Source organism: Microbispora cellulosiformans (assembly GCF_008728085.1).
In the GTDB taxonomy this organism is placed as follows: Bacteria; Actinomycetota; Actinomycetes; order Streptosporangiales; family Streptosporangiaceae; genus Microbispora; species Microbispora amethystogenes.
In genome coordinates, this window is the sequence record NZ_VYTZ01000006.1 from 480,076 (window position 1) to 504,872 (window position 24,797).

Consider the following 24,797-nt stretch of genomic DNA (forward strand, 5'->3'; position numbering starts at 1 on the left):
CCACTAAAGGAAACTAAACGCGGCCGTCTGATTTCGAGATCCGGTGGGCAGGTCGCCCGATCACATCCTGATCAGCATCGCGATCTGGTACGAGCCGATGCCCAGGCCGAACAGGACCAGGTACGGCGTGTCGATGAGGCCGGCGTAGGCGTCGAGAGTGACGGCGGCGGAGGCGATGACGAGGTTGCCGTAGCGGTTCAGCGTGTCGAAGACCCGGGCGGGGTGCAACCGGCGCCTCCAGTGGTCGAGCAGGAGGTCCGACGCCTGGTGGCCGATCACCGTCACCTTCCCCGGAGGGACGCCGTTGCGGTCGAGCAGCCTGTGCACGAGGTCGGGCGGGCCGTCCATCCCGGTCGACCGGAACGCGGCCACCCCGGAGTCCGGCTCGATCCGGTAGGTGGGGCGACCCGTCCCGTCGGCACACGCCATCGTCATCGCGCCGTACTCGGCGCTGTCGGTGTCGCAGATCCAGTCGATGATGACCAGGCGCGGGGCACGGCGCAGCACCGCCGCGCCCGCGCCGTCGCCGATCAGCCCGGCGTGGGCGTTGCGGGGGTCGACGTGACGGCTCCAGCCGGCCGCCACGGCGACGAGCGCGGTGGCGAACCGTCCCGCCCGCATCGACTCCCAGGCGAGTGCGAGCGCCATGACGAAGGTGCCGAACTCGGAGTTCACCGGCACGACCGTGGTGTGGCGTCCCAGGCCCAGGTCGCGATGGACGCGGAACAGCCCGTTGGGGCTCAGGAACTCGGGGACGGTGACGTACCCGGAGAGGAGATCGACCTGTGCGGCGGACACGTCGGCCTCTTCCAGCGCACGGCGGCAGGCGCCCACCGCCAGATCCTCGGCGGTCTCGCCCGGCGCGAGGACCGTGCGGGTACGGCCGCCCGTGAACAGCGGGCTCTCGGCGGAGGGGGCGAGCGCCGGGCGCGTCGGCGCGACCGCCGCCGGCAGCGCCGATCCCACCCCCGCGATGCCGATCTCCGCGTGGGTTCCGCCCGTCATGAGCCGTCCCCCGCGACCGAGGTGAACCGCTCGCCGTAGGGCGGGCTCATCCGGTGGTCGATCCTCGCGATGACCACCTGGGGCCGCGACCGCTCGGCCGCCCCCGTCCTGGCCGCTCGCAGGGCCTCCCGCAGGCCGTCCGGATCGGACGCCGGATGAACGTCGGCGCCGAGCGACTCGGCGAACCGCGCGAGGTCGACCTCGCCGAGAAAGTAGTAGTCGTCGTCGAGCGGGACGACGCCGCCGCTCTGCGCGTGCTCCCCGTGGTTGACCATGCCGAGGTAGCCGTCGTCGAGGACGACGTAGACGGCTCCCGCCCGGTTCTTCGCGGCGGTTCGCACCTCGCTGCCGTTCATCAGGAAGGATCCGTCGCCCAGCAGGGCGATGGCCGTCCGGGCGGGATCGCCGATCTTCCCGCCGACGACCGCGCCGCACGACCAGCCCATCGAGGACAGGCCGCACGGATAGAAGATGCGGGCGGGCGGGTCGATCACGAGATGGTGGGTGGCCCAGGCGGTGCAGTTCCCCATGTCGACGTAGAGGTCGTCCTCGCCGCCCAGCGTCTCGTTCAGGGCCAGCATGACCGTCACGGGCGACATCCGCGCCTCCCCGGAGGCCGGTGGGGGCGCCGGCAGTCCCGGTGGCAGGGGGGCCGCCTGCGGCACGTCGGCGAGTGCGGGCAGTTCGCGGCACAACGCGCGCAGAAACGTCGCGGCGTCCGCCTGGATGTGCTCACCGCCCCGGAGAAGCTGGCCGAACACGGAGGGATCCAGGTCCACGTGGAAATAGGTCGAGGCGGTCGTGAAGCTCCGGTCATAGCCGCGGGTCGCCCATTCGCCGAGGCTGCTGCCGATCACCACCAGCGTGTCGACTCCGGCCGCCGCGTAGGCCCTGGCGCGTTCGGAACCCGCCATGCCGAGCACTCCGAGGGACAGCTCGTCACTCTCGGGGAACAGTCCCTTCCCGCGCAGGCTGGTCGCGACCGGGACCCGTAGCGTGCGAACCAGTTCGTGGAACTCCGCCTGCCCCGCGGACAGCGCCTCCCTGGCGCCGCCGCCAAGGAAGATCATGGCACGCCTCGCCCGGGCCAGGGCCTGCAGCACGTGGCGGGCGTGCCCGTACGGGAGATCGAGCGCGGGCCGCCACGCCGGTACGGCCGCCTTCTCGTCCCCGGCCGGCATCCGGGCGAGGTCGGCGGGCACCGAGACGTACGCGGCGCAGGGGCGCGGGCCGGTGGCGACGTTGATCGCCTGAGCGAGGATGCGCGGGAACGTCCGCGGCTCGGCCAAAGTCGTGGAATAACCGGTGACGTGGGAGTACATCGCGGTCAGGTTGACGCCGAGGTCGCTGCTGTCCTGGATGGGCCGCCTGCCGAAGTCGCCGGTGCGGACCTGACCGCCGACGACGAGCAACGGCACCTGGTCGCGGTGCGCGGAGGCGACGCCCGTCAGGGCGTTCAGGGCCCCGGGCCCGGCGGTGACCAGGCACACCCCCAGCTTGCCGGTCGCCCGCGCGTACCCGTCGGCCATGAATGCCGCACCTCCCTCGTGGGAGGCGATGACGAACCTGATCCGGGGGTGCCGGCGCAGGGCGCCGATGAACGCCGAGATGTTTCCGCCGGGGATGCCGAAGACGGCGTCCACCCCCATCGCGTCGAGCTGTTCGAGAAAGAAGTCGGCCACGGTGGTCTGGGACGTCACTGAGCTGCGCATGTGCCTTGCCTCCTGAGGACGGAGTCGCATGCCGTGAACGAGAGGGCCGATCGGCCGCGTAGCCCTCCACGCGCCGGCCCGTGGGCCGTGTGAACGGGTGACGGGGGCGGGTGACGGGGGGATCCGGACGCCGGCGGCGTACGGGAGCGGCGATCGAAGGCCGGTTGATTTCGTGTGGGCGGGATGCCTGGGCCGGGCTGCCGCGCCGGCCGGTGGACACGCATCGACAGGATCCACTGCGGGATTCAATCTTGTCAATGCAAAGATCGCGTGCGCCTGACGGAGCCGGGCCGGGGGACCGCCGGATTCAGGCGAGGTGGCGCAGCAGGGCGCGAGCCAGGGACTCGACGTCGCTTCCCGGGTCCGGCTGCACGTTCCCCTCCAGCAGCAGGTTGGCGAGGCCGTGAGCCAGCGCCCAGGCGGCCAGCGCGATCGTCCCGTCGGGCGGGTGGAGCAGCTGCTCCGCGACTCGTTCGCGAGCGGTCAGATACTCGGGATCCCGGGTGAGGCACAGCTCGGGGGCGCGCATCACCGCGAAATGCGCGGGACGGGTGGTGGCGAACCGCAGGTAGGCGACCGCCCGCTCGGTGACGTCCTCGCCGCGCGCCCGCTCCAGCTCCTCCGCCAGCAGGTGGTAGCCCTCGGCCGCGATCGCGGTGAGCAGCCCGGCCCTGCTCCGGAAGTGGTGGGCGGGAGCGGCGTGGGACACGTTCGCCCGCCGGGCCAGCTCACGAAGGCTCAACCCGTCCAGCCCGTCCTCGGCGATCGCCTCCAGGGTGGCGTCGATCAGAGCGCGCCGCAGATCGCCGTGATGATAGGGCTGTTTGCCGGCCGGGTCGCTCACCCGGTCGATATTACGGAAGGCCCGCTGTGAGAGCGATGTCCCTCGATTCCGGGCCGGCCGTGCCGCCGCCCGCCGGCCCGCGGGACGGATCCGCGATCAGGCGGCTTTAGATCCTTTAAGGGCCTGGGGGAGCGTGTCCAAGTGGCCGACTAGGGCGCCGGGCGAGCCTGGGTGCGGGAACCGGCCGCGTTCCCGTGGACGTACCGGAACGCGAAACCCGATGTCGCTCCCGCTGGAGACCGGATGAATGCTCAGCCACCGCGGAGATCCGATGGCGTCCTCACCGAGGAACACGAGGCACTGATCGCCGATGTCCGCGCGACGTGGACGGAGATCGGCCTGTCGACGGACCCGGCCGACCGGAGCGCGGCGGAGCGGGCGGTCCGCGAGGCGTACGCGGTGATGCGGTCGGAGCCGCCGGGCCGGATCGTGTGGGCCGGCTCTCCGGTCGCCTGCCTGCGGGCCTGCGTCGGCGGCACCCCGGCCCCGGGCCCGTATCGTCTCCCGGACGAGTCGTCGTCACCCGGGCTCGTGGCGGAACTGCGCCGGGAGCTGCGTCGCCGGCACCGGAGCAGTCCGTGGAGCGGGTTGGAGGACCGGCTGGCCCGCCGCCTCCGGGACGAACTCGGGACGCGGGCGTGGGACGAGCTCCGCACCCAGATCGCGTCCCGGCTCAGGGAACCGCTGTGGCACCGCTTCGGGGTGCGATTGCGCGGCCCTGTCCTGAGCCGGCTCGACGCCCGGTTCCCCTCGTTGTCGTGCGGTCATCTGGGCGGGGTCCAGGACGTCTGGCGGGACGCGTACTGGATGGCGCTCTACACGTGCGCGCTCCGCGTCACGCGGATGCGGGACGAGCGGCTCGAGGCGTTCGCCGCCGTCGCCCGTCACGTCGGCTGGTGGATCCCGTCGGCGGACGGCGTCGTCCTGTCCGAACGGCCCGCGGTCCTGTGCCGGGACGAGCAGGAGCGCCTCCACAGCGCGACCGGGCCCGCGCTGTCCTGGCCCGACGGACACGCGCTCCACGCCTGGCACGGAACGCCGGTGCCCGAGTGGGTCATCACGGACCCCGCTCCGGAGGTGATCAGGAGAGAGGCCGACCCGGAGATCCGCAGGTGCGCGGCCGAGTCCTCGGGCCGGGAGCACTGTGCCGCCGAATCACCCGCTTCGGGACGCCGAGGGGGTGACCGATGGAGGAGGCCCTGGACCGTTACGAGGCGGCGCTGGAGCCGGAGCGCCGCCTCGTGACCGGAGACCGGGTTCTGGCCCGATTGCTGGCGCCTGACTGCGAGAGCGATCTGTTCGCCCGATGGTTCCTGCGGGCCGGTGCGCACGGCGTCTACCTGAGCCGGCACGAGGGATGGCGGCTCCTGGACGAGAGCCCGGGAGACCGCCCGGCGGAGACGGGGCGGCCGGAGGAGGCGCCGGACACGGACGCGCCCGGCGCGGACACCGTGGCGATGCTGCTGGAGTCGGTCCACGCCGCTGCGGACTGGTGGCAGGGGCGGTACGGCGAGCGGCCTGACGTGGAAGCCCTCCTGGCGACGCCCCCGCCGGCCGCCGCCGAGTTCTACGTGCGGCTCCGTGAGAACGTCGTCCGCGGTCCGGCCCCCTACTGCGGGGCCGCCGTCGACTACGAGGTCGCCCGGGTGCTGGTGACGGCCGGTCCCGCCCTCCTGGAGAACTGCCGGCGGGTCTTCGGGCGTGATTCGGGCTGCTGTGGTTTCCTGGCCGCTCTGATCGGCCGGCAGGGCGACCAGCTGGGTCTGCGGCGGCGCCGTCTCGGCTTCGGCCTGACCGGGCACCCGGGCGCGCTCGGCCGGATGACCGCGGTGGGGAAGACCGCGCTGGCCTGTTCCGCCGAGTTCCTGACGGAGTGCTGGGACCTCGCGCGAGCCGATCTGGAGGCCGGCGGCAAGGCGCGGTGAGACGATCCGCGGCGGCGGCCGGAACGCCGGTGACCCGGGCGTCAGCCGGCTCTCACGACCGTCGCGTCCCACCGCACGGGTGAGATCGCCAGACCGGCGACCGCCATCACGCGGTTGCGCCACATGGTCAGGCCGGCTCGGCCCGCCAGCCGTCCGAGCCGCAGCAGATGGCGCGTGGCGGAGGCCGGGTCGCCCACGGTCGACGCGAGCAACGCCAGGAACCAGTCAACCGGCCCGAGGAAGGCGATGGAGGCCCCCACCGACACCCGCCCGCCGTAGGGCACGAGGACGGTGTAGGTGGCCTCACACGCCTCGACGTCCCCGACCGCCGCCTGCGCCGCCGCCTGGAGGCAGGTCAGGGTGAGCCAGGCCCAGTCGAGTGGCGGCGGCACCCATCCTCCGGCCGCGAGCTTCTGCGCCTCCTCCAGCCTGTCCTGCGCGCACAGCATGAGCACCCGCAGCAGTTGCTCCGCGCTGGGGTGGACGTCGGCGATCACGTCGATGAGGGGCTCCGCGTCGGCTATCGTCCCGCGCTGGTAGTGGAGGAGGACGCGGCCCAAGGCCACGATCGATCCGGCGTACCACATGCCGATGTGCTCGGCCTGCCTCTCCGCGGCCGCGTACATGGCCTCGGCGTCGTCGAACCGCCCGGCGACGGCGAGACGCCCCGCGCGCCACACCGTGTGCTGGAAGCGCGGCCACGGCAGGGGCATCCGGTTGAGGATCTCGTCGCATCGGGCGGCCGCCTGGTCCGCTCCCGTCAGGTCGAACAACTCCATGCGGCGGTAGGTGAGCATCATCTCCGAGAGGAGCTCGAACTCGGGCGTCTGCGTGCGCCGCGCGAGCGCGCCGATCTCCTCGGCGATGTCCAGGGACTGCTCCACGTAGATGCTGCTCGGGAGCGACAGGTAGCGCGCGTTCAGTATCCGCATCAGCAGTTGCGGATCGTCGAGCCGCCGTGCCATCTCGACGGCCTCCGCGGAGTAGAGGTCGCAGCGCGTGTCGTCGGTGCCGTCGTACAGCTCCTGGGCGAGCCCGCCGAGCAGGCGGGCCCGCTCGGGACTGTCGCTTTCCGGCATCGTCCTGAGCGCGAGCTCGAACCGGTGCACCAGCTGAAGCTCCACCTCCTGGTACGGATTACGCAGGTTCCAGATCGACGGGGCGTCCAGCGCGGTCAGCGCGCGAGCGACCAGCAGGGGGCCGCCCCCGTCGGTGGCACGGTCGCCGGCCCGGTCGGCGGTGCGTATCGCCTGGGCGCGCACCTTCCTGGCGCCGAGGGCGTCTCCCGCTTCGAGCAGCGCCTTTGCCTGCCGGAGCAGAAGCTCCACGTGGTCGGCCGGATCACCGGCGGACGCGCCGTGGGCCTTGACCGCGTGGGACCACCACATGGCGGCCTCCTCGTAGGCGAGGCGGAGCGTCGCCTGCTCGGCCATCGCCCGCGCCCAGTGCACCGCCTCGGCGTACGCGGCGGGACCCGCCTCGATCGCGTGATGGGCGATGACGGCGAGGTCCACCGCCGGACGCGTGGCGAGCGCGTTCATCGCCTCGCGGTGGATGGTCGCCTTGCGCAACGGAGGGATCCCGCGGATGAGGGTCTCCCTGACCAGGTCGTGGGTGAAGGCCATCCGGTTGGCCGTGGCCAGGATCAGCCCGGCCCTGACCGCGTGATCGAGCAGGTCGTAGGAGCCCGTCCGGCAGATCTGGGCGACGACGTCGGGATCGAACTCCCTGCCGATGACCGCGGCGACCCTCAGCACGTCGGTCACCTGCGGGCCGACCTCCGCCAGCCGCTGGCGGATCAGGCTGGCGACCGCGTCGGGCAGCCCGTCCAGCGGGTGGCCGTGCGCGAGCATCCGCAGCGTCTCACGGATGAAGAACGGGTTGCCGCCGGTACGCAGGGTCAGCCGGCGCGCGGTCTCGTCGTCGAGCCGGGAGCCCGTCGCGGCGGCCAGCGCCTGTACGGCTGCGGCGTCGAGCCCGGCCAGGCGGAGACGGAGCAGGTCGTGACGGGCGAGCCGGCTCACGACGCGCTCGACCGCGGAGAGGTCACCGCTGTCCCGGAACGCCACGACCATCGTGAGGGGCACATACTCGCGCGAGTCCCTGATGAGCGCCATCACGTCGCCGAGCAGTTCGAGCGTGGCGAGATCGGCCCAGTGGAGGTCGTCGAAGATGATCACGAGAGGCTGGATCCGCGCGGTGGCGACGAGCCAGTCGGCGATGGCGCGGTGCCGATGCATCTTCGCGCCCACGGTGGAGCCCGCGGGCGCCTCCTCGTCGAGCAGGCCGGTGAGCGCCTGCCGGTCCAGAGGCGGATGGACCTGCGAGAGAGACCTGAGCACCTGGATCCAGGGCCAGAGCGGCAGGGCTCCCTCGATCTCCTGGCAGCCGCCCCAGAGCGCGACACGGCCGAGCTCGGAGCAGCGCTCGCGGAACGCCTCCAGGAGCCACGTCTTTCCTATGCCGGGCTCGCCGCTCACCACGATGGTGTTCACGTCGCCGCGGTGGAGGAGGCCCTCCATCCCCGCGAGTTGCCGGTCCCGGCCGATCCTCGGCGGCGGCGGGGTCTTGGCGAGGACGACGGGCGGCGCGGCGGGAGCCGGCGAGACATGGCTCGGTGAGGCGGGGTTCGGTGAGGCGGGGTTCGGCGCGTGCGCCAGCGACTGGGCCTGCCGGAGGATGTCGTCTTCGAGGGTCTGCAGCTCGGGGCCGGGGTCGAGACCGAGCTGGGCGACGATGAGCCCTCTGGCCCTGCGCAGCGTGCCGAGGGCGTCGGCCTGCCGGCCGGAGCGGTAGAGAGCGAGGGCGAGCAGCCACCACAGACGTTCCCGCAGCGGATGCCTGCTGGTCTGGGCCTCCAGATCGTTGATCACCGCCTGCGGACGGCCGAGGTCCAGCTGTGCCTCGGCGCGGCGTTCCATCGCCACCAGGTGCAACTCGCGCAGGCGGTTCACTTCGGTGACCGCCCAGAGCTCGCCGGAGAACTCGCCGTACGGCGTGCCGCGCCAGAGCGCGAGAGCCTCGTCCAACCGGGGCAGGGCCTGCTCGGGCGGGCGGTGTTCGGCGTCGGCGACGAGCGCGGCCAGCCGCAGCGCGTCGATGCCGGAGGTGTCCAGCAGGTAGCCCGGCCGTCGTGCGACGAGAAGCCGCGGGGGTGTGCGTGGCGCCCGCCCCGGCTCTATCGCCCGGCGCAGGTTCGACACGTAGACGTGGAGCGATGCCAGGGCGGTCGTGGGCGGCGTCCCCTGATAGAGATCGTCGATCAGGGTGTCCGTGGAGACGACCGCTCCCGCGGCCAGCACCAGCCGGGCCAGGACGGCTCGTTGTCGTGGGCCGCCGAGGCCGACGAGGGCCCCGCTGTCGTCACGTACTTCGAAGGGTCCCAGGACGCGGAAATCCATGCCCCCACCTTGTCGGCCAGTAGATACGACTGCTTCGGGATCCTCTTGATGCATGAAATATCCCTTATAGGGCTTTTGCAACAAATGTCATGAATCTGTGACAGGAGGAAATCGCCCTCGCTACTTCCGTAACCCTCCTCGCCCGGTTGACGGACTTGACGGATGAGAGTCTCCTGAATCCGACTTGGAGCTGAATTAGGAGCTGATTGTGCGCGACTGCGCGGTGCCGCGGCCTCCGGGGACGCGCGTACTCCCCGCGGCGGCCCTCGGACCGCGGGCAGGTCTCGGGGGGCCGCGGAGAGCCGGCCGGGCGGCACGGTCGCGGCAGCGGGCGCCGGGGGAGGAGGTCGCGCGTTCGGACGCGGCGCGGCCGGCCCGGGCTGAGCACGCTCGCGAGGGCACATGGCGAGATCGCCGGGCGCGGCGTCGCGCGGAGGGTGAGCCGTGCGTGCCCGGGGAGACACGGGCATCGTGACGGTCACGCCATGTCTTGCGAATTTCTTGTGGTTCGCTAAAGCCCCATGCCCACGGGAACAGGCCGTTCGGGGGCCACGACTCCGGGCGCCGCCTTATGGACGGCCCGGAGCAGGTGAAATCGCCGCGTACGAAGCGAGAGCTCGTACGGCGGGCGGCTCAAGGCCGGAGAATCAGGGGGAGCGACATGGGCCCGCGTATTCCCACCAGGGGCTTGTACCGGATCTCGCTCCTGTCCACCGCGAGCTCGATGCCGGAGAACCGCTCCAGCACGGCGGCGACGCTCACCCTGAGTTCGAGGCGTCCCAGGGCCGCGCCGACGCACCGGTGAATCCCGTGGCCGAACGCGAGGCTCTGCTTGTCGGCCCGGTGCAGATCGAAGGTGTCGGGATCGGCGAACCGTCGAGGATCCCTGTTCGCGGATCCGATGAGAAGGAACATCGCGTCGTGGGCGGGAATCGTCGTCCCTCTGATCTCGATGTCCTCCTTCGCGAAGCGCCACAGCGAGGTGGTGGCGGCGCCGTCGTAACGCAGGACCTCATCCACCATGGCGCCCGCCAGGGACGGGTCGTCGCGCAGTTCCCGCATCGCCCCGGGATTGTCGAGGAGCGTGAGCACGGCCGTCCCGGTCAGGCCGATGGTGGTCTCGTAACCCGCGATGACGAGGCCGGCGCACGACGCCACAAGCTCTGTCTCGGTCAGTCCTTCGCCGTCGTGAGCGAGGATCAGCGCGGACATCAGGTCGGGGGACAGCCTCTTCCTCTTGGCGGCGATCAGCTCCCGCATGTAGCCGGCCAGCGCCGCGGCCGCGTCCACCGCCTCGCCCCGGCGCGCCGGATCGGCGGTGAAGATGACGTCGCCCCATTCGCGCAGACTCTTGCGGTCAGCGGACGGTATGCCCATCACCTCGCAGATGACCGATACGGCCATCGGTGTCGCGAAGCGGTCCAGAAGGTCGACCGCGGCCTCCGGCCGAGGATCGCCGGACAGGTCGTCGAGCAGGTCGTCGAGCAGGTCGTCCACGATCTCCTGCACGATGTGCTCCCAGCGCTGGACGCGGGCCGCGGTGAAGGTGCTCGCCGCGAGCTTCCGGTAGCGGGTGTGCTCGGGCGGATCCACGGTGGACATCGAGCGGTCGATGTCCCCGCCGGCGCCCAGGACCAGTCCGGCCTTACGGAACCGCTCGGTCGCCCACCTGGCGTCGTTGCTGATCCGCTCGTCCGTGAAGGCCGCGCGCACGTCGTCGTGACGGCTGATCAGCCATACCCGCACGTCCGTTCCCGGAACGGTCACCGGGTGGACGGGATGGTGGTCCCTGAGCCATTCGTACGTGGGATAGGGATTCTGGAAGTACGGTGCGGTGAACGGGGCGGCGACGGGTGATTCTGACATGGTCGTCCTTGTCGCGTAGCGGGAACTGGCCGGTCGGGGGAGTCGTCCGGGGTCCAAGGCGTCACGCCGCCCGACCCATCTTGTCACTGACAAGATTACGCTCCGGCAACCGGCCGTCTACGACAACACTTGCCATGAGGAAGGCCCCGCGGGGTGTGCGTTCCGCGCCGTCGCCTGCCGGTCCCCGCCAGCCGGCCCCGCCTCAGTGCTTCTTCAGCAGGAGCTCGGTGTTGCGGTCGCCGGGCAGACCCGCGAGGCCGCTCCGGATGCCGGGGGAGTTGAACGAGAGCTCGCGGTAGAGCGCGGCCAGACCGCTCTGGGACAGGTCGGTGAAGTCGGTGCGGTGCGGCGCGGCCGACTCCACCAGCGTGGTGAACAGCGACAGCGTCCCGTCGTGGTTGTCGGCCAGCTCGACGACCCTCGCCAGCTGGGGGTAGTCGACGTGGGAGGCGGTGGAGATCTCCCAGAGGCCGCCATGGGGGACGATCCTGTTGAGGTGGGAGTGCCCGTTGATCCACGCGGCCACGTTGCGGTGCTTCCTCAGCACCGCGAGCAGCTCCTGCCCGCTGTGGCGCTTCTCGCCGGGCCGGGCCGGGTTGGGGGTGAGGTTGGTCATGGCCCAGCTCGGGTGGTGGCTGAAGATCAGCGCGGTGTCGTCGGCATGGGTCTTCAGGGTCCGCTCCAGCCAGGCGAGCTGCCGGGTGCCGACCGATCCGCGGTAGTCGCCGCCGCGGTCGGTGGTGTCCAGGCTGATGCCGACGACCCCGTCGGCGATCCGGAAGGAGTAGTCCAGCCGGCCGCTGTCGAGGTTGTCCCGGGTGTAGCCGTGGCCGACGGGTCCCGAGCCGGTGTACGCCGGGTCGAGGTGGGCGGCGATGTAGGCGTGCGGGCTCAGGGGGGCGCGGCGCTCGTCGGCGGTGACCGTGCGGGTCCTGCCCCGGTAGCGCTTCCAGGCGGCGCGGAAGCGGGCGCCCGTGGGGTCGCCCCGGCGCAGCGCCCGGTAGACGGCGCCGGCCTCGGACGCGGGCAGGTCGAAGAGTTTGCGCGAGCCGGTCGCCAGGTCGGCGAAGAAGCCGCCGGCCCCGGAGTAGGCGCCGCCGAAGAGCTGGTCGTGGTTGCCGATGGTGGAATACCACGGCACGGCCAGGCCGGGGCTGCTCACCTCGCGGACGGCCGCCTTCAGGAAGCCCTCCAGGTGCGGGAATCCGGCCCGCTTGTCGACGTCGCGCAGGCCGGAGTCGGGCTGCCAGTAGAGGCCCAGGCCGGAGTCCTGCACGCCCTCGTACGCGCCGGGGTCGCCGGTGTTCGGGGTGAAGCGGCCGCCGGTCATGGCGGTGAGGAACCACTCCATCTCGATCCGGGAGTTGTTGTCGGTGTTGTCGCCGGTGGTCATGACGAAACCGATCGGCGCGCGGGTGGCCGGGCCGTACCGCAGGGTGTTGATCTGCTCGATCAGCGAGACGGCGCCGACGGCGGTCAGTGCCTCGTGCGGGCGCCAGGAGCCCAGGTCTCCGGCGCGCAGGAACTCGTAGCGCTGGGGGTTCTGCGCGTCGGTGATGTGCAGGTCGGTGAACTGGACGAAGCAGGCCAGCACCGTACGGCGTTCGGCCCTGTCCTTCCCGGCGTCGGCCAGGTCGGTGCGGGTCACCCGCCGCCAGCCGGGGCCGTCGGCCAGCCTGCGGTACGCGCCGGTGCCGTGCGGCCGGGCGACGGTGCGGACCGTCGTCATCGGCGTCGTGGCCGAGGGCGTCACGATCGAGGAGGCGGCCGGGGCGGCGGGGAGAGCGATCTCCAGCGCGACGCCTGAGGCGGTCGCTCCGGAGGCGAGGAGGAAGGCGCGGCGGCTGAGGGCGGGATCCATGATTTCCCCAGAGGTGGCGTCGAGGCGAACGTCCACTGGGGATGTTTGACAGTGAGAATGACTCCCGGCCTAACACGGCTGAAACGCCGACCAGCCATATAACGCCTAGAAATAGCCGCAGGTGACACGACATCTGGCGGCTGCGGGCCGGAAGCCTGCCGCTCTCCCGCCGTTCAGAAGAGCGGTGTCGGCCTGCCTCTGTCTCAGGCGGATGCCGCCTCCCAGACGAACCCGTCCGGGTCGGTGAAGGGCCCGGCGTCACCGCCGATCACGATCCGGTGTGATCCCGTGCCCTCCTGGGAGACGCCGGTGTCCTTGGCGAGGGCGCGGCGCGGGTAGAGCGCCAGCGTGACGGCCGACGCCGGGGTGTCGAACTCGACGTATCTGCCGCCGAAACTCTTGGCCACGGCCAGACCGCGGTCGACGTAGAAGCGCTTGCTGGCCTTGACGTCCGCCACCCCCAGCAGAAGCGCGACCTGGTCGACGCGCCGGGCGGCGGGGCCGGTGTCCTTCTTGTTCGAGGTCGCGATCTTGCAGATCGTCCCGTCCGGGGCGCGTACGACGCCGCCATAGCCCCAGAACCCCTTCGCGGCGGGCTTCAGTGTCGTGGCGCCGGCGTCGAGGGCGGCGCCGATGAGGGCGTCGACGTCGCCCGGCTGCGACGCCACGAGCGACAGCGCGAACCCGCGGAAGCCGGTCGCCGGCGCGTCCGAGGCGCGTACGTTCACGTACGGGCCCAGACCGAAGGCGTCGTAGAAGGCGCCGGCGGCCGTGGGGTCGGGAACTTCGAGGGTGACGGACGTGAAGGAGGTCATGGCGGGTCCTTTCAGAGAGGTAAGTTCGGCGTGGTGGCCGGGCTGCGGATCGGCAGGGGGAGGCCGGCGGCTCACCGGTCCTGCAGGAGCCCGAGGACGTTGCCGTCGGGGTCGGTGACGGTGGCCACCAGGCGGCCGCCCCCCACTTCGTGCGCGGCCTCCTTCACGATGGCCCCAGCGGCGATCACCTCGGCCAGCTTCGCCTCGATGTCCGGTACGTGCCAGTAGGCCACCGGCGAGGTCATGCCCTGCGGTCCGCCGTCCGGCACCAGTCCGATGTGCTGGCCCTCCACGTCGAAGCCGACGTAGTACGGCGACTCGGCCTGCGGCGGGATGCCGAGCACGGCCGCGTACACCGCCTTGGCCCTGGCCAGGTCGGACACGGGGTGCAGCACGGTCCTGATCACGTTGGGGGAGACGTCGGTCATGGTCACTCCTGTGGTGGTGGGTCACATCGACCCGCTGGGTGCGTGGTCACAGCCTTCCTCCCGGCCTGGCGGGGCCACATCCGTGCTGACCACGGAACCGGCTACGGAAGCGGCCACGGATCGAGGCCACATGGGCGGCACGGAGCGCGGACGGTGGCCGTCGCGGATGGGGACGCGGAGCGGATACGCCAAAATGAGCCCAATGGGTACAGGAGCGGAGATCTCACCTCGGGAAGCCGAGGTGCTCGAACTGGTCGGCGCCCATCTCAGCAACGCCGAGATCGCGGCACGGCTGTGCCTCTCGGTGCGGACCGTGGAGAGTCACGTCTCCTCGCTGCTCCGCAAGCTGCGCGCGCCGGATCGGCGGGCGCTCGCCCGGCGTGCGCCCGAGGCGGCCGGTGCCGCTCCTTCGCATCCGGCGCCGGTCCTGCCGGCCCCGCTGACCTCGTTCGTCGGCCGGGTGAGCGAGCGGGCCGAGCTGACCGAGATGATCAAGGCGCACCGGCAGGTGACCGCCGTCGGCCCCGGCGGAGTGGGCAAGACCCGGCTCGCGCTGGCGGTGGTGGCGGAAGCCGCCGGCGAGTACTCCGACGGGGTGTGGTTCGTCGACCTCGTCCCGGTCACCGATTCGGGCCTGATCGCTACCGCGGTCGCCGGGGCGGTCGGTCTCGGTGAGCAGCCCGGCCGTGACATGACCGATTCCGTGGTCGCCGCCCTGGCCGACCGTCATGTGCTGCTGGTGCTGGACAACTGCGAGCACGTGACGGAGGGGGTGGCGCTGTTTCTCGAACGGCTGCTGGCGACGTGCCCTCGGGTGACCGTGCTGGCGACCAGCCGGGCCCGGCTGATGGTGCCGTTCGAGCGGATTTATCCGGTTCCGCCGCTGTCGCTGGCCGTCGACGGCGAGTCGGACGCGGTGGCGTTGTTCATGGAGCGGGCGGCGGCGGTCGGCTGGCCGCTGGATCCTCCGCTGCGCGACCAGATCGCCGCTATCTGCGCGCGGCTGGACGGAATGGCGCTGGCGATCGAGCTGGCCGCCGCCCGGTATCCCACGCTCGGGCTCGACGGCATCACCGCCGCCCTGTCCCACCCGCTGCGGATGCTCACCGGCGGCTCCCGCGCCGACGAACGGCACCGCTCGGTGCGGGCGGCACTGGACTGGAGCCACGCCCTCCTGGAGCCGGCCGACCGGGCGCTGCTTCGCCAGATGTCGGTGTTCATGGCGCCGTTCACCGCCGCGGCGGCCGCGGAGGTGGCCCGGTTCGAGGGAGGCACGGCCGAGGCGGGCACGGCCGACGAAGGCATCGTCGCCGACGGCCTGGCCCGGCTCGCCGAACAGAGTCTGCTGGTGGTGACCGCGTCCCCGGGCGGGACCGCGTACCGGGCGCTGGAGACCATCCGGCAGTACGGGACGGAGCGCCTCGCCGAGGCCGGTGAGCTGGCCGACGCCCGGTCCCGGCACCTGCGCTGGTGCCTGACCCAGGCCGCCGGCCTGACGGTCGTACGAGCGGACTGGCGGGCCCGGTTCGACCTGGTGGCCGACGACCTCCGCGCGGCCCTGGCGTGGGCGGCCGACCGGCCGGAGCGGCGCGCGGACGCGTACGAGCTCGCCCGGCATCTGGCGGAGCTGACCTTCACCCGTCACCTGACCGGTGAGTCCCAGCGGCGCTACGAGCAGGCGGCCGAACTCGCCGGCGACCCCGCCGACAGCGCGTCGATGCTCCGGCAGGCCGCGGCCGTGGCCGGCTGCCGGACGATCGGTGATGACATGTACCGCCTGCGCCGCGCGGCCGCCGATGCCGCCCGCAGGTCGGGGGACGGCGCCGGCGCCGCCGCCGACCTGGCGACCGCCGCCACCGTCGCGTTCAGGTTCTCGACCACGTTCGTGCGGCTCCCGTCCCGGGAGGAGGCGCTCACGCTGGTCGGTGAGGCGCGGGAGCGCGCCGGCGACGATCCGGCCGCGCGGGCGGCGGTGGCGCTGGCCGAGGCGGGGGTGCTCACCGACGCGTTCGGCGCCGCCCAGGGCCCGTCCGAGAACGAGGTGCCGGAGACGATCGCGCGCGCCGAGCGCGCGGTCGAGCTCGCCCGCCGGACCGGCGACCCGCTCGCCGAGTCGGCGGCGCTCGACGCGCTGACCGGCGCTCTGAGCTGGGCCGGTGACGCGTTCGGCGCCGCCGGCACGGCACGGCGCCGGATCACGCTCCTGTCGTCCCTGCCGATCTCGCCGTCCGGCACTCACGAGCTGATCGACGCGCTCGCCATGGTCACCGAGGCCGGCCTCGGTGCGGGGGATGTGCCGGGCGCCCGCCGATGGGCACGCCGGCTGGCCGACCACCCGTCGCTCGCGGAGGTCGGTCACCGCGCCACGTGCCGGCTGCTGATGGTCGACGCGCTGGCGGGCAACGTCGACGAGGTGCTCGCCGGCAGCGTCCGGTTCCTCGACGGGTGGCGGCGGGCGGGCAGCCCCGCCCGGTCGATCCTCCGCCCGGCGGTGGCCGGTGTGGCGATGATCCACGGCATGCGCGACGACCAGAGGGCCCGGCGCGAATGGCAGGAGATCCTGGGGCAGCTCGGCACCCCGCCGGAGGGCGCCTACGGCTACGGGGCAGTCTTCGACGCGTTGCTCCTGCTGCACCGCGGGCAGGCGCCGGAGGCGCTGGAACGGATGGGCCCCGAGGCCGGGCAGGTGTGGAAGTGGGTCACCTGGATCTGGCACCACTGGTACGTCGCGCTCCGCACCGAGGCCGCCGTGCTCGCCGGGAGCCCCGACGCCCGCGACCGTCTGGACGAGGCCCGGACCATCGTGGCCGGCAACCCGGTCGCCGGCGCCATCGTGGAGCGAGCCGGAGCCCTGTTCGACGGCGAGCAGGAGGCGCTGCTGGCCACGGCGGACGCGTTCGACGCCGCCGGCTGCCGCTACCAGTCCGCGCGGACCATGGTGCTCGCCGGCGGCGACCATGCCGAGCGCGGCGAGGCAGTGCTCGCCGGCCTCGGCTTCGCCCCGATGGCTCCTGCCTGAAGCCGTTGACCACCTCGTACGGCGCGTGGGCGGGCCCGGCGCCGGTGGGCCCGGCTCCACACTCCAGGCCGGTGATTCTCGACCGCCGGGACGTCCGCCACCTATGCGGAGCGTGCCGGCTCGCTTTCCGCGTGTGGCATCGGCTCGGCCGATGCCGGCGGCTGCCCGGCTGACGGCGGTGCCGTACGGCGCCGGGTGAGCAGGAGCGCGAGCGATCCGGCGATCAGTCCCCAGAAGGCCGACCCGACGCCCGCGATGGAGGTCGCCGAGGCGGTGACGACGAAGGTGACCGCGGCCGCCTCCCGCCGCTCCGTCCCGGTGAAGGCGGTGGCGAGCGAGGTGGCGAGGGCCGGGAGGAGCGCGAGCCCGGCCACGGCGGTGACCAGCACCGGGGGCGAGGCCACGACGAGCGCGGTGGCGAAGGCGGCGCCCAGCCCCAGCGTGAGCTGCCCGGCGCCGAGGGCCAGGGTGGCGACCCAGCGGCGGGCCGGGTCGGGATGGGCGTCGGGCCCGGCGGTCATGGCGGCGGTGATGGCGGCGAGGTTGACGGCGTGCCCGCCGAACGGCGCGGCGGCCGTGCTGACGAGCCCCGTCGTCACCAGTGCGCCGCGCAGCGGCACCGAGTAGCCATAGGTGGAGAGGACGGCCGCCCCGGGCACGTTCTGTCCCGCCATGGTCACCAGGAACAGCGGCAGCGCGATGCCGACGAGGGCCGGCAGGGTCACGGCGGGCATCGTGAACACCGGGTCGGGGCGCAGGGACGCGGCGGGGAACGCGGCGCCGCTGATCGCGAGGCCGGCCACGGCCGCGACCAGCGCCCCGGCGACCGCCCACTGCCGGGCGTACCGCATCAGCACCGCCCAGGTCAGGATGACCGGCCCGGCCAGCAGCGGGACGTCGGCCATCGCACGGAGCGGGGCGGTGCACAGCGGGACCAGGACCCCGGCGAGCATGGCCGCCGCGATGGGGCCGGGGATCGCGGCGACGCCGCGGGCCAGCCACGGGACGAGCCCGGCGAGCACGGTCAGGACCCCGCACACGGCGAAGGCCCCGATCGCCGCCGGGTAGCCGCCGGTCACCTGACCGGCCGAGACGAGCAGCGCGGCGCCCGGAGTGGACCACGCGATCGCGACGGGCATGCGATACCGCACGGACAGGACGGCGGCGGAGACGGCGATGCCGGTGCAGAGCGCGAGCAGGCCGGAGGCCGCCTGCCGCGAGTCGGCACCGACCGCCTGGAGGCCGGCGAGGACCACGGAGAACGAGCTTGCGTACCCGACGACGGCGCTGACCAGTCCGGCGAGCACCGGCTGCAGATTCCGCACCCGTCCCTCCCCGCGATCCGACCGTTCCGTTTACGGAACGATTTCAGGTGACACCATAACCAGGTGGGTGCAGACGGGACAAGCCGGTTCGATCCGGCCATCGGACGGCGGCTGCGCGGGCTGCGGGAGGCACGCGGGCTGTCGCTGTCGGAGCTCGCCCGCAGGGCCGGCGTCGGCAAGGCCACCGTGTCCGGGCTGGAGCACGGCACCCGCAACCCCACGCTGGAGACGATGTACGCGATCGCGGCCGCGTTGTCGGTCCCGATGAGCGCGCTCACGCTGGACCCCGGCGCTCCCGCCGGCGCCGCCTCACCGGTGCGGGGCGCGGCCGTCGTCTCCACCCTGCTGGAGGTGTTCCGGGAGCCGGGCGCGACCTACGAGATGTTCCGCCTGCGGATCCTCCCCGGGGTCGAGCAGACCTCGCCCGCGCATCCGCCCGGGGTCACCGAGCACCTCTCGGTCATCCGGGGGACGATCAGGACGGGCCCGGCCGCCGCGCCGCTGACCGCCGCCGCCGGGGAGCACCTCTCCTGGGCGGCGGACGCCCCCCACGTCTACGCGGCCCTCGGCGGCGACGAGGCGCAGGCGATCCTCCTCATCCGCACCCCCCACGATCCGCCGACGCCGACCCGCCGGCGCTCAGCGGGTGAGCAGGCGGCGCAGGCGTGAGGCCGGCTGCGCGGGCGGGGGAGGCGGGGGCTCGATCAGGCCCAGCGCCTCCAGCCTGCGCTTCTTGAAATAGCGCGCGGGGCCGTGGTCGCGCACATAGGCCGCCGCGGTCTCGCGCAACCCGGGATGGGCGGCGCTCTGCATGCAGTAGCCGACCGCCCCGACCAGGGCAGACAGGTCCAGGGCGGGCAGGTCCAGGGCGGGCGGCTCGGCGACCGTGCCGTCGGCCTCCAGCCGGGGCAGCGCCGCGTCCGCGATCGTCACCGGGATCCGGTTGCTGTTCTCGTACGGCGTGAGCCGTTCGAGCACGAGATCGGTTCCGGCCGACGCGACGGGCAGGCCGAACAGCCGCCGCGCGGTCACCAGCGCGGTGGAGAAGCACCCCGCGACCAGGTCGGGGCGGTGCGCGGCGAAGCACGCCTCGGCGGGCGTCGTCTCGGGCGCCACCAGGAGTTCGACGCCCAGCTCCGCGGCGACCGGCCGCAGCTCGCGGGCGTGCCGCCGCCCGGCGGCGGGGTGCGGCTTGAACAACACCGTGCGGTGGCCGCGCGCCGCCAGGCCGCGCAGCATCCGCTCGTGCAGCCCGGCCTCCTCGGCGGCGGTGAGCAGGCCCAGCGAGGACAGGTACTGCCCGAGGATCATCGCCTCCGCCCGGGGTGCCGCCTCGGCCGCCTCCGTCACCCGGCCCACGACCTCCGTGAACGACGCGTCCGTGAGCGCCTCGGCCGGCACGCCGTACTCGGCCAGGAGCAGGGGCGCGAGGCCCGGGACGAGGTCGAGGTGGAGCAGCCGGCCGATCCGGCCGGCGATCTCCTGCGGCAGCGGGTCGCGGGTGGGCCCGTAGCTCATCAGCCCGTCGGAGTAGACGGTGATCGGGCAGTCCTTCACCAGACCCGCGAGCGTCCGCGACGGCGGCACCGCGATCGACTCCAGGACCAGCTCGCCGGGTTCGCCCAGCAGGTCGCGCAGCAGGCGGCCGAGCATCGGCGTCTCGATCGACCGGGGCTTCCAGTCCGACGGGTGCAGCGGCGCGATGGTCTCGTTCCAGGACAGCACGCGGTCGAACGTCCCGCGCAGCGCGGCGAACCCCGGCGCCTCGTCCAGCGCCGGGGTCACCTCCGGGATCGCCGCGTTGTTGGACACCAGCAGGACCCGGGGCCCGCCGCCGAACCGTCCCTCGTCGATCGCCGCTGCGAGCGTCATCGCGCCGAACAGCGTGGAGGCGTAGAACAGCGTCGGGTCAGGCACGCGGGCCTCCGGGAAGGTAGGGGCCGAGCAGGGCGGCCCGCTCGGGCTCCAGTCCGCCGACCGCGTCGGTCAGCGTCTCGCCTGGCAGCCGGGCGAGCGCCGCCCGCGCCCGCTCGTCGAACCGGGCCCGTACGGCCGGGGTGAACCGTTCGGTCAGCTCGGCGTGGTGGGCGAGCAGCGCGCACAGGTTGCGGGCCGCCTTGGGCAGGTAGCGCGGCTCGGTCTCGTCCAGCACGATGTCGTAGGCGTCGAAGAAGTGCAGTTGCCGCTCGTCGCCGATCTGGGTGAGCGAGGCCGGGAGCCCCCGCCGGTAGAACAGCCCGGCGAGGGACACCACGGCGTACGACCGGGCGAGGCGGTGCAGCCGCCAGATCCACGGGCGGTCCTCGGCGGTGTGCAGGCCCGAGGGGAACGTCAGCAGGTCGCCCAGCTCACGCCGGTAGATCCCGGCCCAGGCGTAGGGGTAGTCGACCATGGTCTTGAGCCCGGCCGGCAGGATGCCCTCGCGCGGGTCGAGCACGACCCCGCGGCGCGGCTGCGGCGCCCGGTGCGTCTCCCGCTTGCGGCCCTCGGCCTGCACGTGGTCCACCCGGACGAAGTCGCAGCCCAGCCCGTCGATCGCCGCGACCAGCCGGGGCAGGTAGCCCGGCGCGAGCCAGTCGTCGGCGTCGAGGAAGGTGACGTACCGGCCGGAGGCCAGCTTGAGCCCGGTGTTGCGGGCGTCGGCGAGCCCCAGCGGCGCCGCGTTGCGGACGAGCGCGAGCCCCGGCAGGTCGCGCCGGAAGTCCTCGGCGACGTCCGCCGTCGCGTCGGCCGAGCCGTCGTCGACGACGACGACCTCGGTCTCGAACGCACGTGTCCGGTTGCGCGCCAGGGAGGCGAGGGCGTCCCCGAGGTACGCCTCGCCGTCCCTGACGGGCACGATCACGGAAAGGGTGATCACGCCGTGACCCGGCGCAGGCGGGCCCGCGGGGCCTCCTCACCGGGGTAGACCCGCTTGACGCCGTCCCCGAGGGACTCCTCGATGATCCTGATGTCGCGGACGAGGTGCTCCAGGCCGCTCGGCTCCAGCGAGGCGGCGTGGTCGGAGCCCCACATCGTGCGGTCGAGGGTGATGTGCCGCTCGACGGTGACCGCGCCCAGCGTCACGGCCGCCAGCGAGATCTGCAGCCCGCGCTCGTGCCCCGAGTAGCCGACCGGCACGCCGTACCGCTGCCGCAGCGTGGTGATCATGCGGAGGTTGGCCTCCTCCGGAGGCAGCGGATAGGTGGACGTGGCGTGCATCATCACCAGGCGCTCGGTGCCGAGGATCTCCACCGCCGCGTCGATCTCCTCGAGCGTCGACATGCCGGTGGACAGGATGACCGGCTTGCGGGTCGCCGCCAGCGCCCGGAGCAGTTCGTGGTCGGTCACCGAGGCCGAGGCCACCTTGTGCGCGACGACGTCCATCTTCTCCAGGAACTCCACCGACGGCACGTCCCAGGGGGAGGCGAACCAGTCGACGCCGCGCTCCTCGCAGTACTTGGCGATGTGGGCGTACTCGTCGGCGCCGAACTCGGTGCGGAGCTTGTACTCCATGTAGGTCATCTCGCCCCACGGCGTCTGCCGGATCTGGTCGCGCTGCTCCAGCGGCACGCAGATCTCCGGCGTCCGCTTCTGGAACTTGACCGCCTGGCAGCCGGCGTCGGCGGCCACGTCGATCAGCCTGCGCGCGATCTCCACGTCGCCGTTGTGGTTGATGCCGATCTCGCCGATCACGTAGACCGGCTGCCCGGGCCCGACCAGAGACCTGCCGATCCGCACCGGCCGGGGCTCCGCGAGCGGGGCCGCGCCGTACGCCGGGAAGACGGGGGCGGGTGCGGCCTCGGGGGCGGTTTCGGGAGAGACGGCCGGGCGGGCGGCGAGCACCCGGTCGGACAGTTCGCGCACCGCTCCCGCCCCGCCGGGGGCCGACAGCACGACGCGGGCGGCGGCGCGCACCCGGGGGTGGGCGTCGGGCACCGCGACCGGCCAGCCGACCATCGCCATGCAGGACAGGTCGTTGACGTCGTTGCCGACGTAGGCGACCCGCTCGGGGTCCAGGCCCTCGGCGGCCAGCCAGGCGCGCAGCGCGGCGTCCTTGGCGCCGAGGCCCTGCACCACGGGCACGCCGAGCTTGGCGGCGCGGGCGGCGACGACCGGGTTGCGCTCGGTGGACAGCACGAGCGTCCTCACCCCGGCCCGGCGCAGCAGCGCGATCCCCATGCCGTCGGAGCGGCTGACGGCGACCATCTCGCGGCCCTCGGAGTCGACGAACGCGCGGTCGTCGGTGTGCACGCCGTCGAAGTCGGTGACGACCGCGTCCACGTCGATGGGCAGCGGCTCGTCCACGAACGGCGCGAGCGCCCGGGCGATCTCCAGGTCCTCCGGCACGTCGATCTCGACCGCGTGCCGGGCGGGCACGGGCTGGACCGCGACGGTGCCGAAGAACCGGTGGCCGCGCTCGCGCAGGCCCGCCGTACGCATGACGTAGAACGCGCCGGTCTCCCGGAAGTGGGGCTCGCGGTCCTGGCGGCGCGGGCGCACGGACGGGTCGTGGTTCACCCCGTGACCGGCGCCGGTCCAGACGAACTCGTAGGTCTCGACGCCGGAGAAGACCGAGTCGGCCTCGCCGCCGAGCACCCTGGCCACGGCCGCGTCGAGGTCGCGGGGGTCGATGAACGCGCTGGTGCACTGGACGAGGACGACGATCTCCGGGTCATCACCCGGCGTCTCGGACAGGGCGTGCAGCACGGCCGACTCGCTGGAGGCGGTCGGGCCGCTGAGGTCGGCGGGCCGCCGCACCACCCGCGCCCCGGCGGCCTCGGCCGCCCGGGCGATCAGGTCGTGGTCGGTGCTGACGACCACCTCGTCCACGAGCTCGGCGCGCAGGCAGGCGTCGACCGCGCGGGCCACGAGCGGAATGCCGCCCACCTTCTCCAGATTCTTCAGCGGGACTCCCACCGAACCACCTCTGGCGGGGACGACTGCCAGCACTCGCACGAGTGACTCCTTCACCTGCGACATCGGGAACCCCGGAGGTTCTGGGGGGCGGGGTGCCGAGAAAACTAGCCAGCAGGTTGTCCCGTTGGGGGTTGCGCGGCTGAACGCGCAGGGGCGCCGGTCTTAACTTTGGGTGTCCTCGGTGCCGGGCCGCGCGTCCGCCGTACGGTGACGCGTGTCCGCGGTGCCGTGCCGCGTGTCCGCGGTGCCGGGCGGCGCGTCCCGCCCGCCGGGGTCCGGCACGTCCGGGTGAACGGGCGCCAGCGGCAGCCGCAGCACGAACCGCACGCCGTCCTCGACGTTCTCCACCCGGATGGACCCGCCGTGGGCCTCCACCACCTCGCGGGCGATGGCGAGGCCGAGCCCGGTGCCGCCCCGGCTGCGGCTGCGTGCCGCGTCGGTCCGGTAGAACCGCTCGAAGATCCTTTCGTGGTCCGCCTCCGGGATGCACCCGCCGTCGTTGCGCACGCAGAGGACCGCCTCGTCCTCCGCCCGCTCGATCCGTACGGACACCACGGTCAGCGCGTGCCGCTCGGCGTTGTCGAGCAGGTTGGCCACCACCCGGGCGAGGTGCCGCCGCATGCCCCTGATCACCACCCCCGGCGTCTCGTGCAGCTGGGTCGGCAACCGCCCCGGCCGCCGGTCGACCTCGGCGACGACCAGATGCGACAGGTCGACATCCTCCCTCGCGGTCTCGGGGACCGTGGGGATGCGGGTGAGCAGGAGCAGGTCGGAGACGATCGCCTCCAGGCGCTCGGTGTCGCGCAGCGCCGCGAGGACCGCCTCGGGGGTGTCCTCGGGATGCAGCCGCGCGCTCTCCAGCTGGGCGCGGATCCCGGCGATGGGGGTGAGCAGTTCGTGCGAGGCGTCGGCGGCGAACTGCCGCTGCCGCTGGATCGAGGTGTCGAGCCGGGCCAGCGTGTCGTTGGCGGTCCTGGCGAGGACGGCGATCTCGTCGTCGCCGGGTGGCTCGGGCACCCGCGAGCCGGGGTTCTTCTCGCCGATCCCCGCGAGCTCCGAGCGGATGGCCTCGACGGGGCGCAGCACGCGGCCGGCCGACTTCCAGGCGGCCCATCCCGAGAGCGCGGCGAGCAGCAGGGCCAGCAGGACCAGTAAGGGCAGGGCCAGGGGGCTGGTGAGGATCGCCGGGGCGGCGCGGCCCGCGTAGACGAAGTCGGAGCCGGGGCCGGGGAGGACGCGCACGACCGTCACGTAGATGCAGTCGCGGCCGTGGGGGGCGCAGGAGGTCGTCTGGGTCACGTCGCCGTCGGCGGCGGGGTGTAACGGGCTCAGCCGGTGGACGCCCTTGGCCGCCGCGCTGGCCGCGATCACGCGGCCGTCGGAGCTGACCACCTCCACCAGGTCGATGCCGTTGCCGCCGGTCGGCACGGGATCGGTCAGGGTGCCGTCGCGGATCGAGGCCGCGACGCGGCTCGCGGCGTCGAGGCTCTCGTTCCAGATCCCTTCGGCGACCGCGTGCCGTACGAGCACGTTGAGCACGACCGCGATGGGGATCAGCAGGCACGCCGCGAGCCCGGCGGCGATCAGCGTCAGCCGGGCCCGGAGCGAGCGGGGGTGCTTGGGAACGAGCATCACCCGAGGCTACTCATGGTCATTAGGCGAAAAACTCGCAACGACGGCAATAGAACGCCAAAACT

17 protein-coding genes are annotated in these 24,797 nt (G+C 73.0%); 4 read left to right on the top strand and 13 right to left on the bottom strand.

The window, feature by feature from the left end; all coding sequences use genetic code 11:
• Positions 1 to 60: 60 nt before the first annotated feature.
• The 3 genes from F5972_RS19215 to F5972_RS19225 form a co-directional block, all read right to left on the bottom strand.
• On the bottom strand, positions 61 to 1,005 hold the full coding sequence (locus F5972_RS19215; protein WP_150934920.1) for a 3-oxoacyl-ACP synthase III family protein: 945 nt from the start codon (positions 1,003 to 1,005) through the stop codon (positions 61 to 63).
• The gene (locus tag F5972_RS19220) at positions 1,002 to 2,717 is read right to left on the bottom strand and encodes a thiamine pyrophosphate-binding protein (RefSeq protein WP_191910207.1); all 1,716 of its coding nucleotides are present in this window, start codon (positions 2,715 to 2,717) and stop codon (positions 1,002 to 1,004) included. The genes F5972_RS19215 and F5972_RS19220 overlap by 4 nt, the downstream gene beginning before the upstream one ends.
• Positions 2,718 to 3,024: 307 nt before the next feature.
• Positions 3,025 to 3,561: a TetR/AcrR family transcriptional regulator gene (locus tag F5972_RS19225; RefSeq protein ID WP_150934922.1), complete on the bottom strand. Its 537-nt coding sequence runs from the start codon at positions 3,559 to 3,561 to the stop codon at positions 3,025 to 3,027.
• Positions 3,562 to 3,804: 243 nt separating this feature from the next.
• Between F5972_RS19225 and F5972_RS19230 the strand changes: the two genes are divergently transcribed.
• The gene (locus F5972_RS19230; protein ID WP_150934923.1) at positions 3,805 to 4,806 is read left to right on the top strand and encodes a DUF6745 domain-containing protein; all 1,002 of its coding nucleotides are present in this window, start codon (positions 3,805 to 3,807) and stop codon (positions 4,804 to 4,806) included.
• Positions 4,749 to 5,486, top strand: coding sequence for a hypothetical protein (locus tag F5972_RS19235; RefSeq protein ID WP_150934924.1), 738 nt, complete (start codon positions 4,749 to 4,751; stop codon positions 5,484 to 5,486). Before F5972_RS19230 ends, F5972_RS19235 begins: the two co-directional genes overlap by 58 nt.
• 41 nt (positions 5,487 to 5,527) lie before the next feature.
• Here F5972_RS19235 and F5972_RS19240 read toward each other — a convergent pair whose 3' ends face one another.
• The 5 genes from F5972_RS19240 to F5972_RS19260 form a co-directional block, all read right to left on the bottom strand.
• A complete protein-coding gene (locus F5972_RS19240) occupies positions 5,528 to 8,887 on the bottom strand; it encodes an AfsR/SARP family transcriptional regulator (RefSeq protein ID WP_191910208.1) in 3,360 nt (1,119 codons plus the stop codon).
• A gap of 633 nt (positions 8,888 to 9,520) precedes the next feature.
• On the bottom strand, positions 9,521 to 10,753 hold the full coding sequence (locus F5972_RS19245) for a cytochrome P450 family protein (RefSeq protein WP_150934926.1): 1,233 nt from the start codon (positions 10,751 to 10,753) through the stop codon (positions 9,521 to 9,523).
• A gap of 202 nt (positions 10,754 to 10,955) precedes the next feature.
• Positions 10,956 to 12,614 (bottom strand): TIGR03767 family metallophosphoesterase, encoded by a 1,659-nt coding sequence (locus F5972_RS19250; RefSeq protein ID WP_150934927.1) that lies wholly within the window; start codon positions 12,612 to 12,614, stop codon positions 10,956 to 10,958.
• 203 nt (positions 12,615 to 12,817) lie between these two features.
• Positions 12,818 to 13,429: a VOC family protein gene (locus tag F5972_RS19255; RefSeq protein ID WP_150934928.1), complete on the bottom strand. Its 612-nt coding sequence runs from the start codon at positions 13,427 to 13,429 to the stop codon at positions 12,818 to 12,820.
• 71 nt (positions 13,430 to 13,500) lie between these two features.
• Positions 13,501 to 13,857: a VOC family protein gene (locus F5972_RS19260; protein ID WP_150934929.1), complete on the bottom strand. Its 357-nt coding sequence runs from the start codon at positions 13,855 to 13,857 to the stop codon at positions 13,501 to 13,503.
• A 202-nt stretch (positions 13,858 to 14,059) separates the two neighbouring features.
• Here F5972_RS19260 and F5972_RS19265 point away from each other — a divergent pair, with 202 nt between their 5' ends.
• A complete protein-coding gene (locus F5972_RS19265; protein ID WP_150934930.1) occupies positions 14,060 to 16,876 on the top strand; it encodes an ATP-binding protein in 2,817 nt (938 codons plus the stop codon).
• 101 nt (positions 16,877 to 16,977) lie between these two features.
• Here the strand turns inward: F5972_RS19265 and F5972_RS19270 are convergent, their stop codons facing one another.
• On the bottom strand, positions 16,978 to 18,201 hold the full coding sequence (locus F5972_RS19270; protein WP_225311637.1) for a benzoate/H(+) symporter BenE family transporter: 1,224 nt from the start codon (positions 18,199 to 18,201) through the stop codon (positions 16,978 to 16,980).
• A 63-nt stretch (positions 18,202 to 18,264) separates the two neighbouring features.
• Here F5972_RS19270 and F5972_RS19275 point away from each other — a divergent pair, with 63 nt between their 5' ends.
• Complete coding sequence (locus F5972_RS19275) at positions 18,265 to 18,870, top strand: XRE family transcriptional regulator (RefSeq protein WP_150934931.1); 606 nt, start codon at positions 18,265 to 18,267, stop codon at positions 18,868 to 18,870.
• Here F5972_RS19275 and F5972_RS19280 read toward each other — a convergent pair.
• The 4 genes from F5972_RS19280 to F5972_RS19295 form a co-directional block, all read right to left on the bottom strand.
• Complete coding sequence (locus F5972_RS19280; RefSeq protein WP_225311638.1) at positions 18,841 to 20,118, bottom strand: alpha-2,8-polysialyltransferase family protein; 1,278 nt, start codon at positions 20,116 to 20,118, stop codon at positions 18,841 to 18,843. The genes F5972_RS19275 and F5972_RS19280 overlap by 30 nt on opposite strands.
• A complete protein-coding gene (locus F5972_RS19285) occupies positions 20,111 to 21,061 on the bottom strand; it encodes a glycosyltransferase family 2 protein (protein WP_150934932.1) in 951 nt (316 codons plus the stop codon). Before F5972_RS19285 ends, F5972_RS19280 begins: the two co-directional genes overlap by 8 nt.
• A complete protein-coding gene (locus tag F5972_RS19290; RefSeq protein ID WP_225311639.1) occupies positions 21,058 to 23,139 on the bottom strand; it encodes an N-acetylneuraminate synthase family protein in 2,082 nt (693 codons plus the stop codon). Before F5972_RS19290 ends, F5972_RS19285 begins: the two co-directional genes overlap by 4 nt.
• 123 nt (positions 23,140 to 23,262) lie before the next feature.
• Positions 23,263 to 24,732 carry a sensor histidine kinase gene (locus F5972_RS19295; protein WP_150934934.1) on the bottom strand — a complete coding sequence of 490 codons (1,470 nt, stop codon included), beginning with the start codon at positions 24,730 to 24,732 and terminating at the stop codon, positions 23,263 to 23,265.
• Positions 24,733 to 24,797: the final 65 nt, after the last annotated feature.

Coding starts and splice junctions, on each gene's coding strand:
- F5972_RS19215 (WP_150934920.1), bottom strand. CDS start 1,005: ATGACGGGCGGAACCCACGCGGAGATCGGCATCGCGGGGGTGGGATCG.
- F5972_RS19220 (WP_191910207.1), bottom strand. CDS start 2,717: ATGCGCAGCTCAGTGACGTCCCAGACCACCGTGGCCGACTTCTTTCTC.
- F5972_RS19230 (WP_150934923.1), top strand. CDS start 3,805: ATGAATGCTCAGCCACCGCGGAGATCCGATGGCGTCCTCACCGAGGAA.
- F5972_RS19235 (WP_150934924.1), top strand. CDS start 4,749: ATGGAGGAGGCCCTGGACCGTTACGAGGCGGCGCTGGAGCCGGAGCGC.
- F5972_RS19240 (WP_191910208.1), bottom strand. CDS start 8,887: ATGGATTTCCGCGTCCTGGGACCCTTCGAAGTACGTGACGACAGCGGG.
- F5972_RS19245 (WP_150934926.1), bottom strand. CDS start 10,753: ATGTCAGAATCACCCGTCGCCGCCCCGTTCACCGCACCGTACTTCCAG.
- F5972_RS19250 (WP_150934927.1), bottom strand. CDS start 12,614: ATGGATCCCGCCCTCAGCCGCCGCGCCTTCCTCCTCGCCTCCGGAGCG.
- F5972_RS19255 (WP_150934928.1), bottom strand. CDS start 13,429: ATGACCTCCTTCACGTCCGTCACCCTCGAAGTTCCCGACCCCACGGCC.
- F5972_RS19260 (WP_150934929.1), bottom strand. CDS start 13,857: ATGACCGACGTCTCCCCCAACGTGATCAGGACCGTGCTGCACCCCGTG.
- F5972_RS19265 (WP_150934930.1), top strand. CDS start 14,060: ATGGGTACAGGAGCGGAGATCTCACCTCGGGAAGCCGAGGTGCTCGAA.
- F5972_RS19295 (WP_150934934.1), bottom strand. CDS start 24,732: ATGCTCGTTCCCAAGCACCCCCGCTCGCTCCGGGCCCGGCTGACGCTG.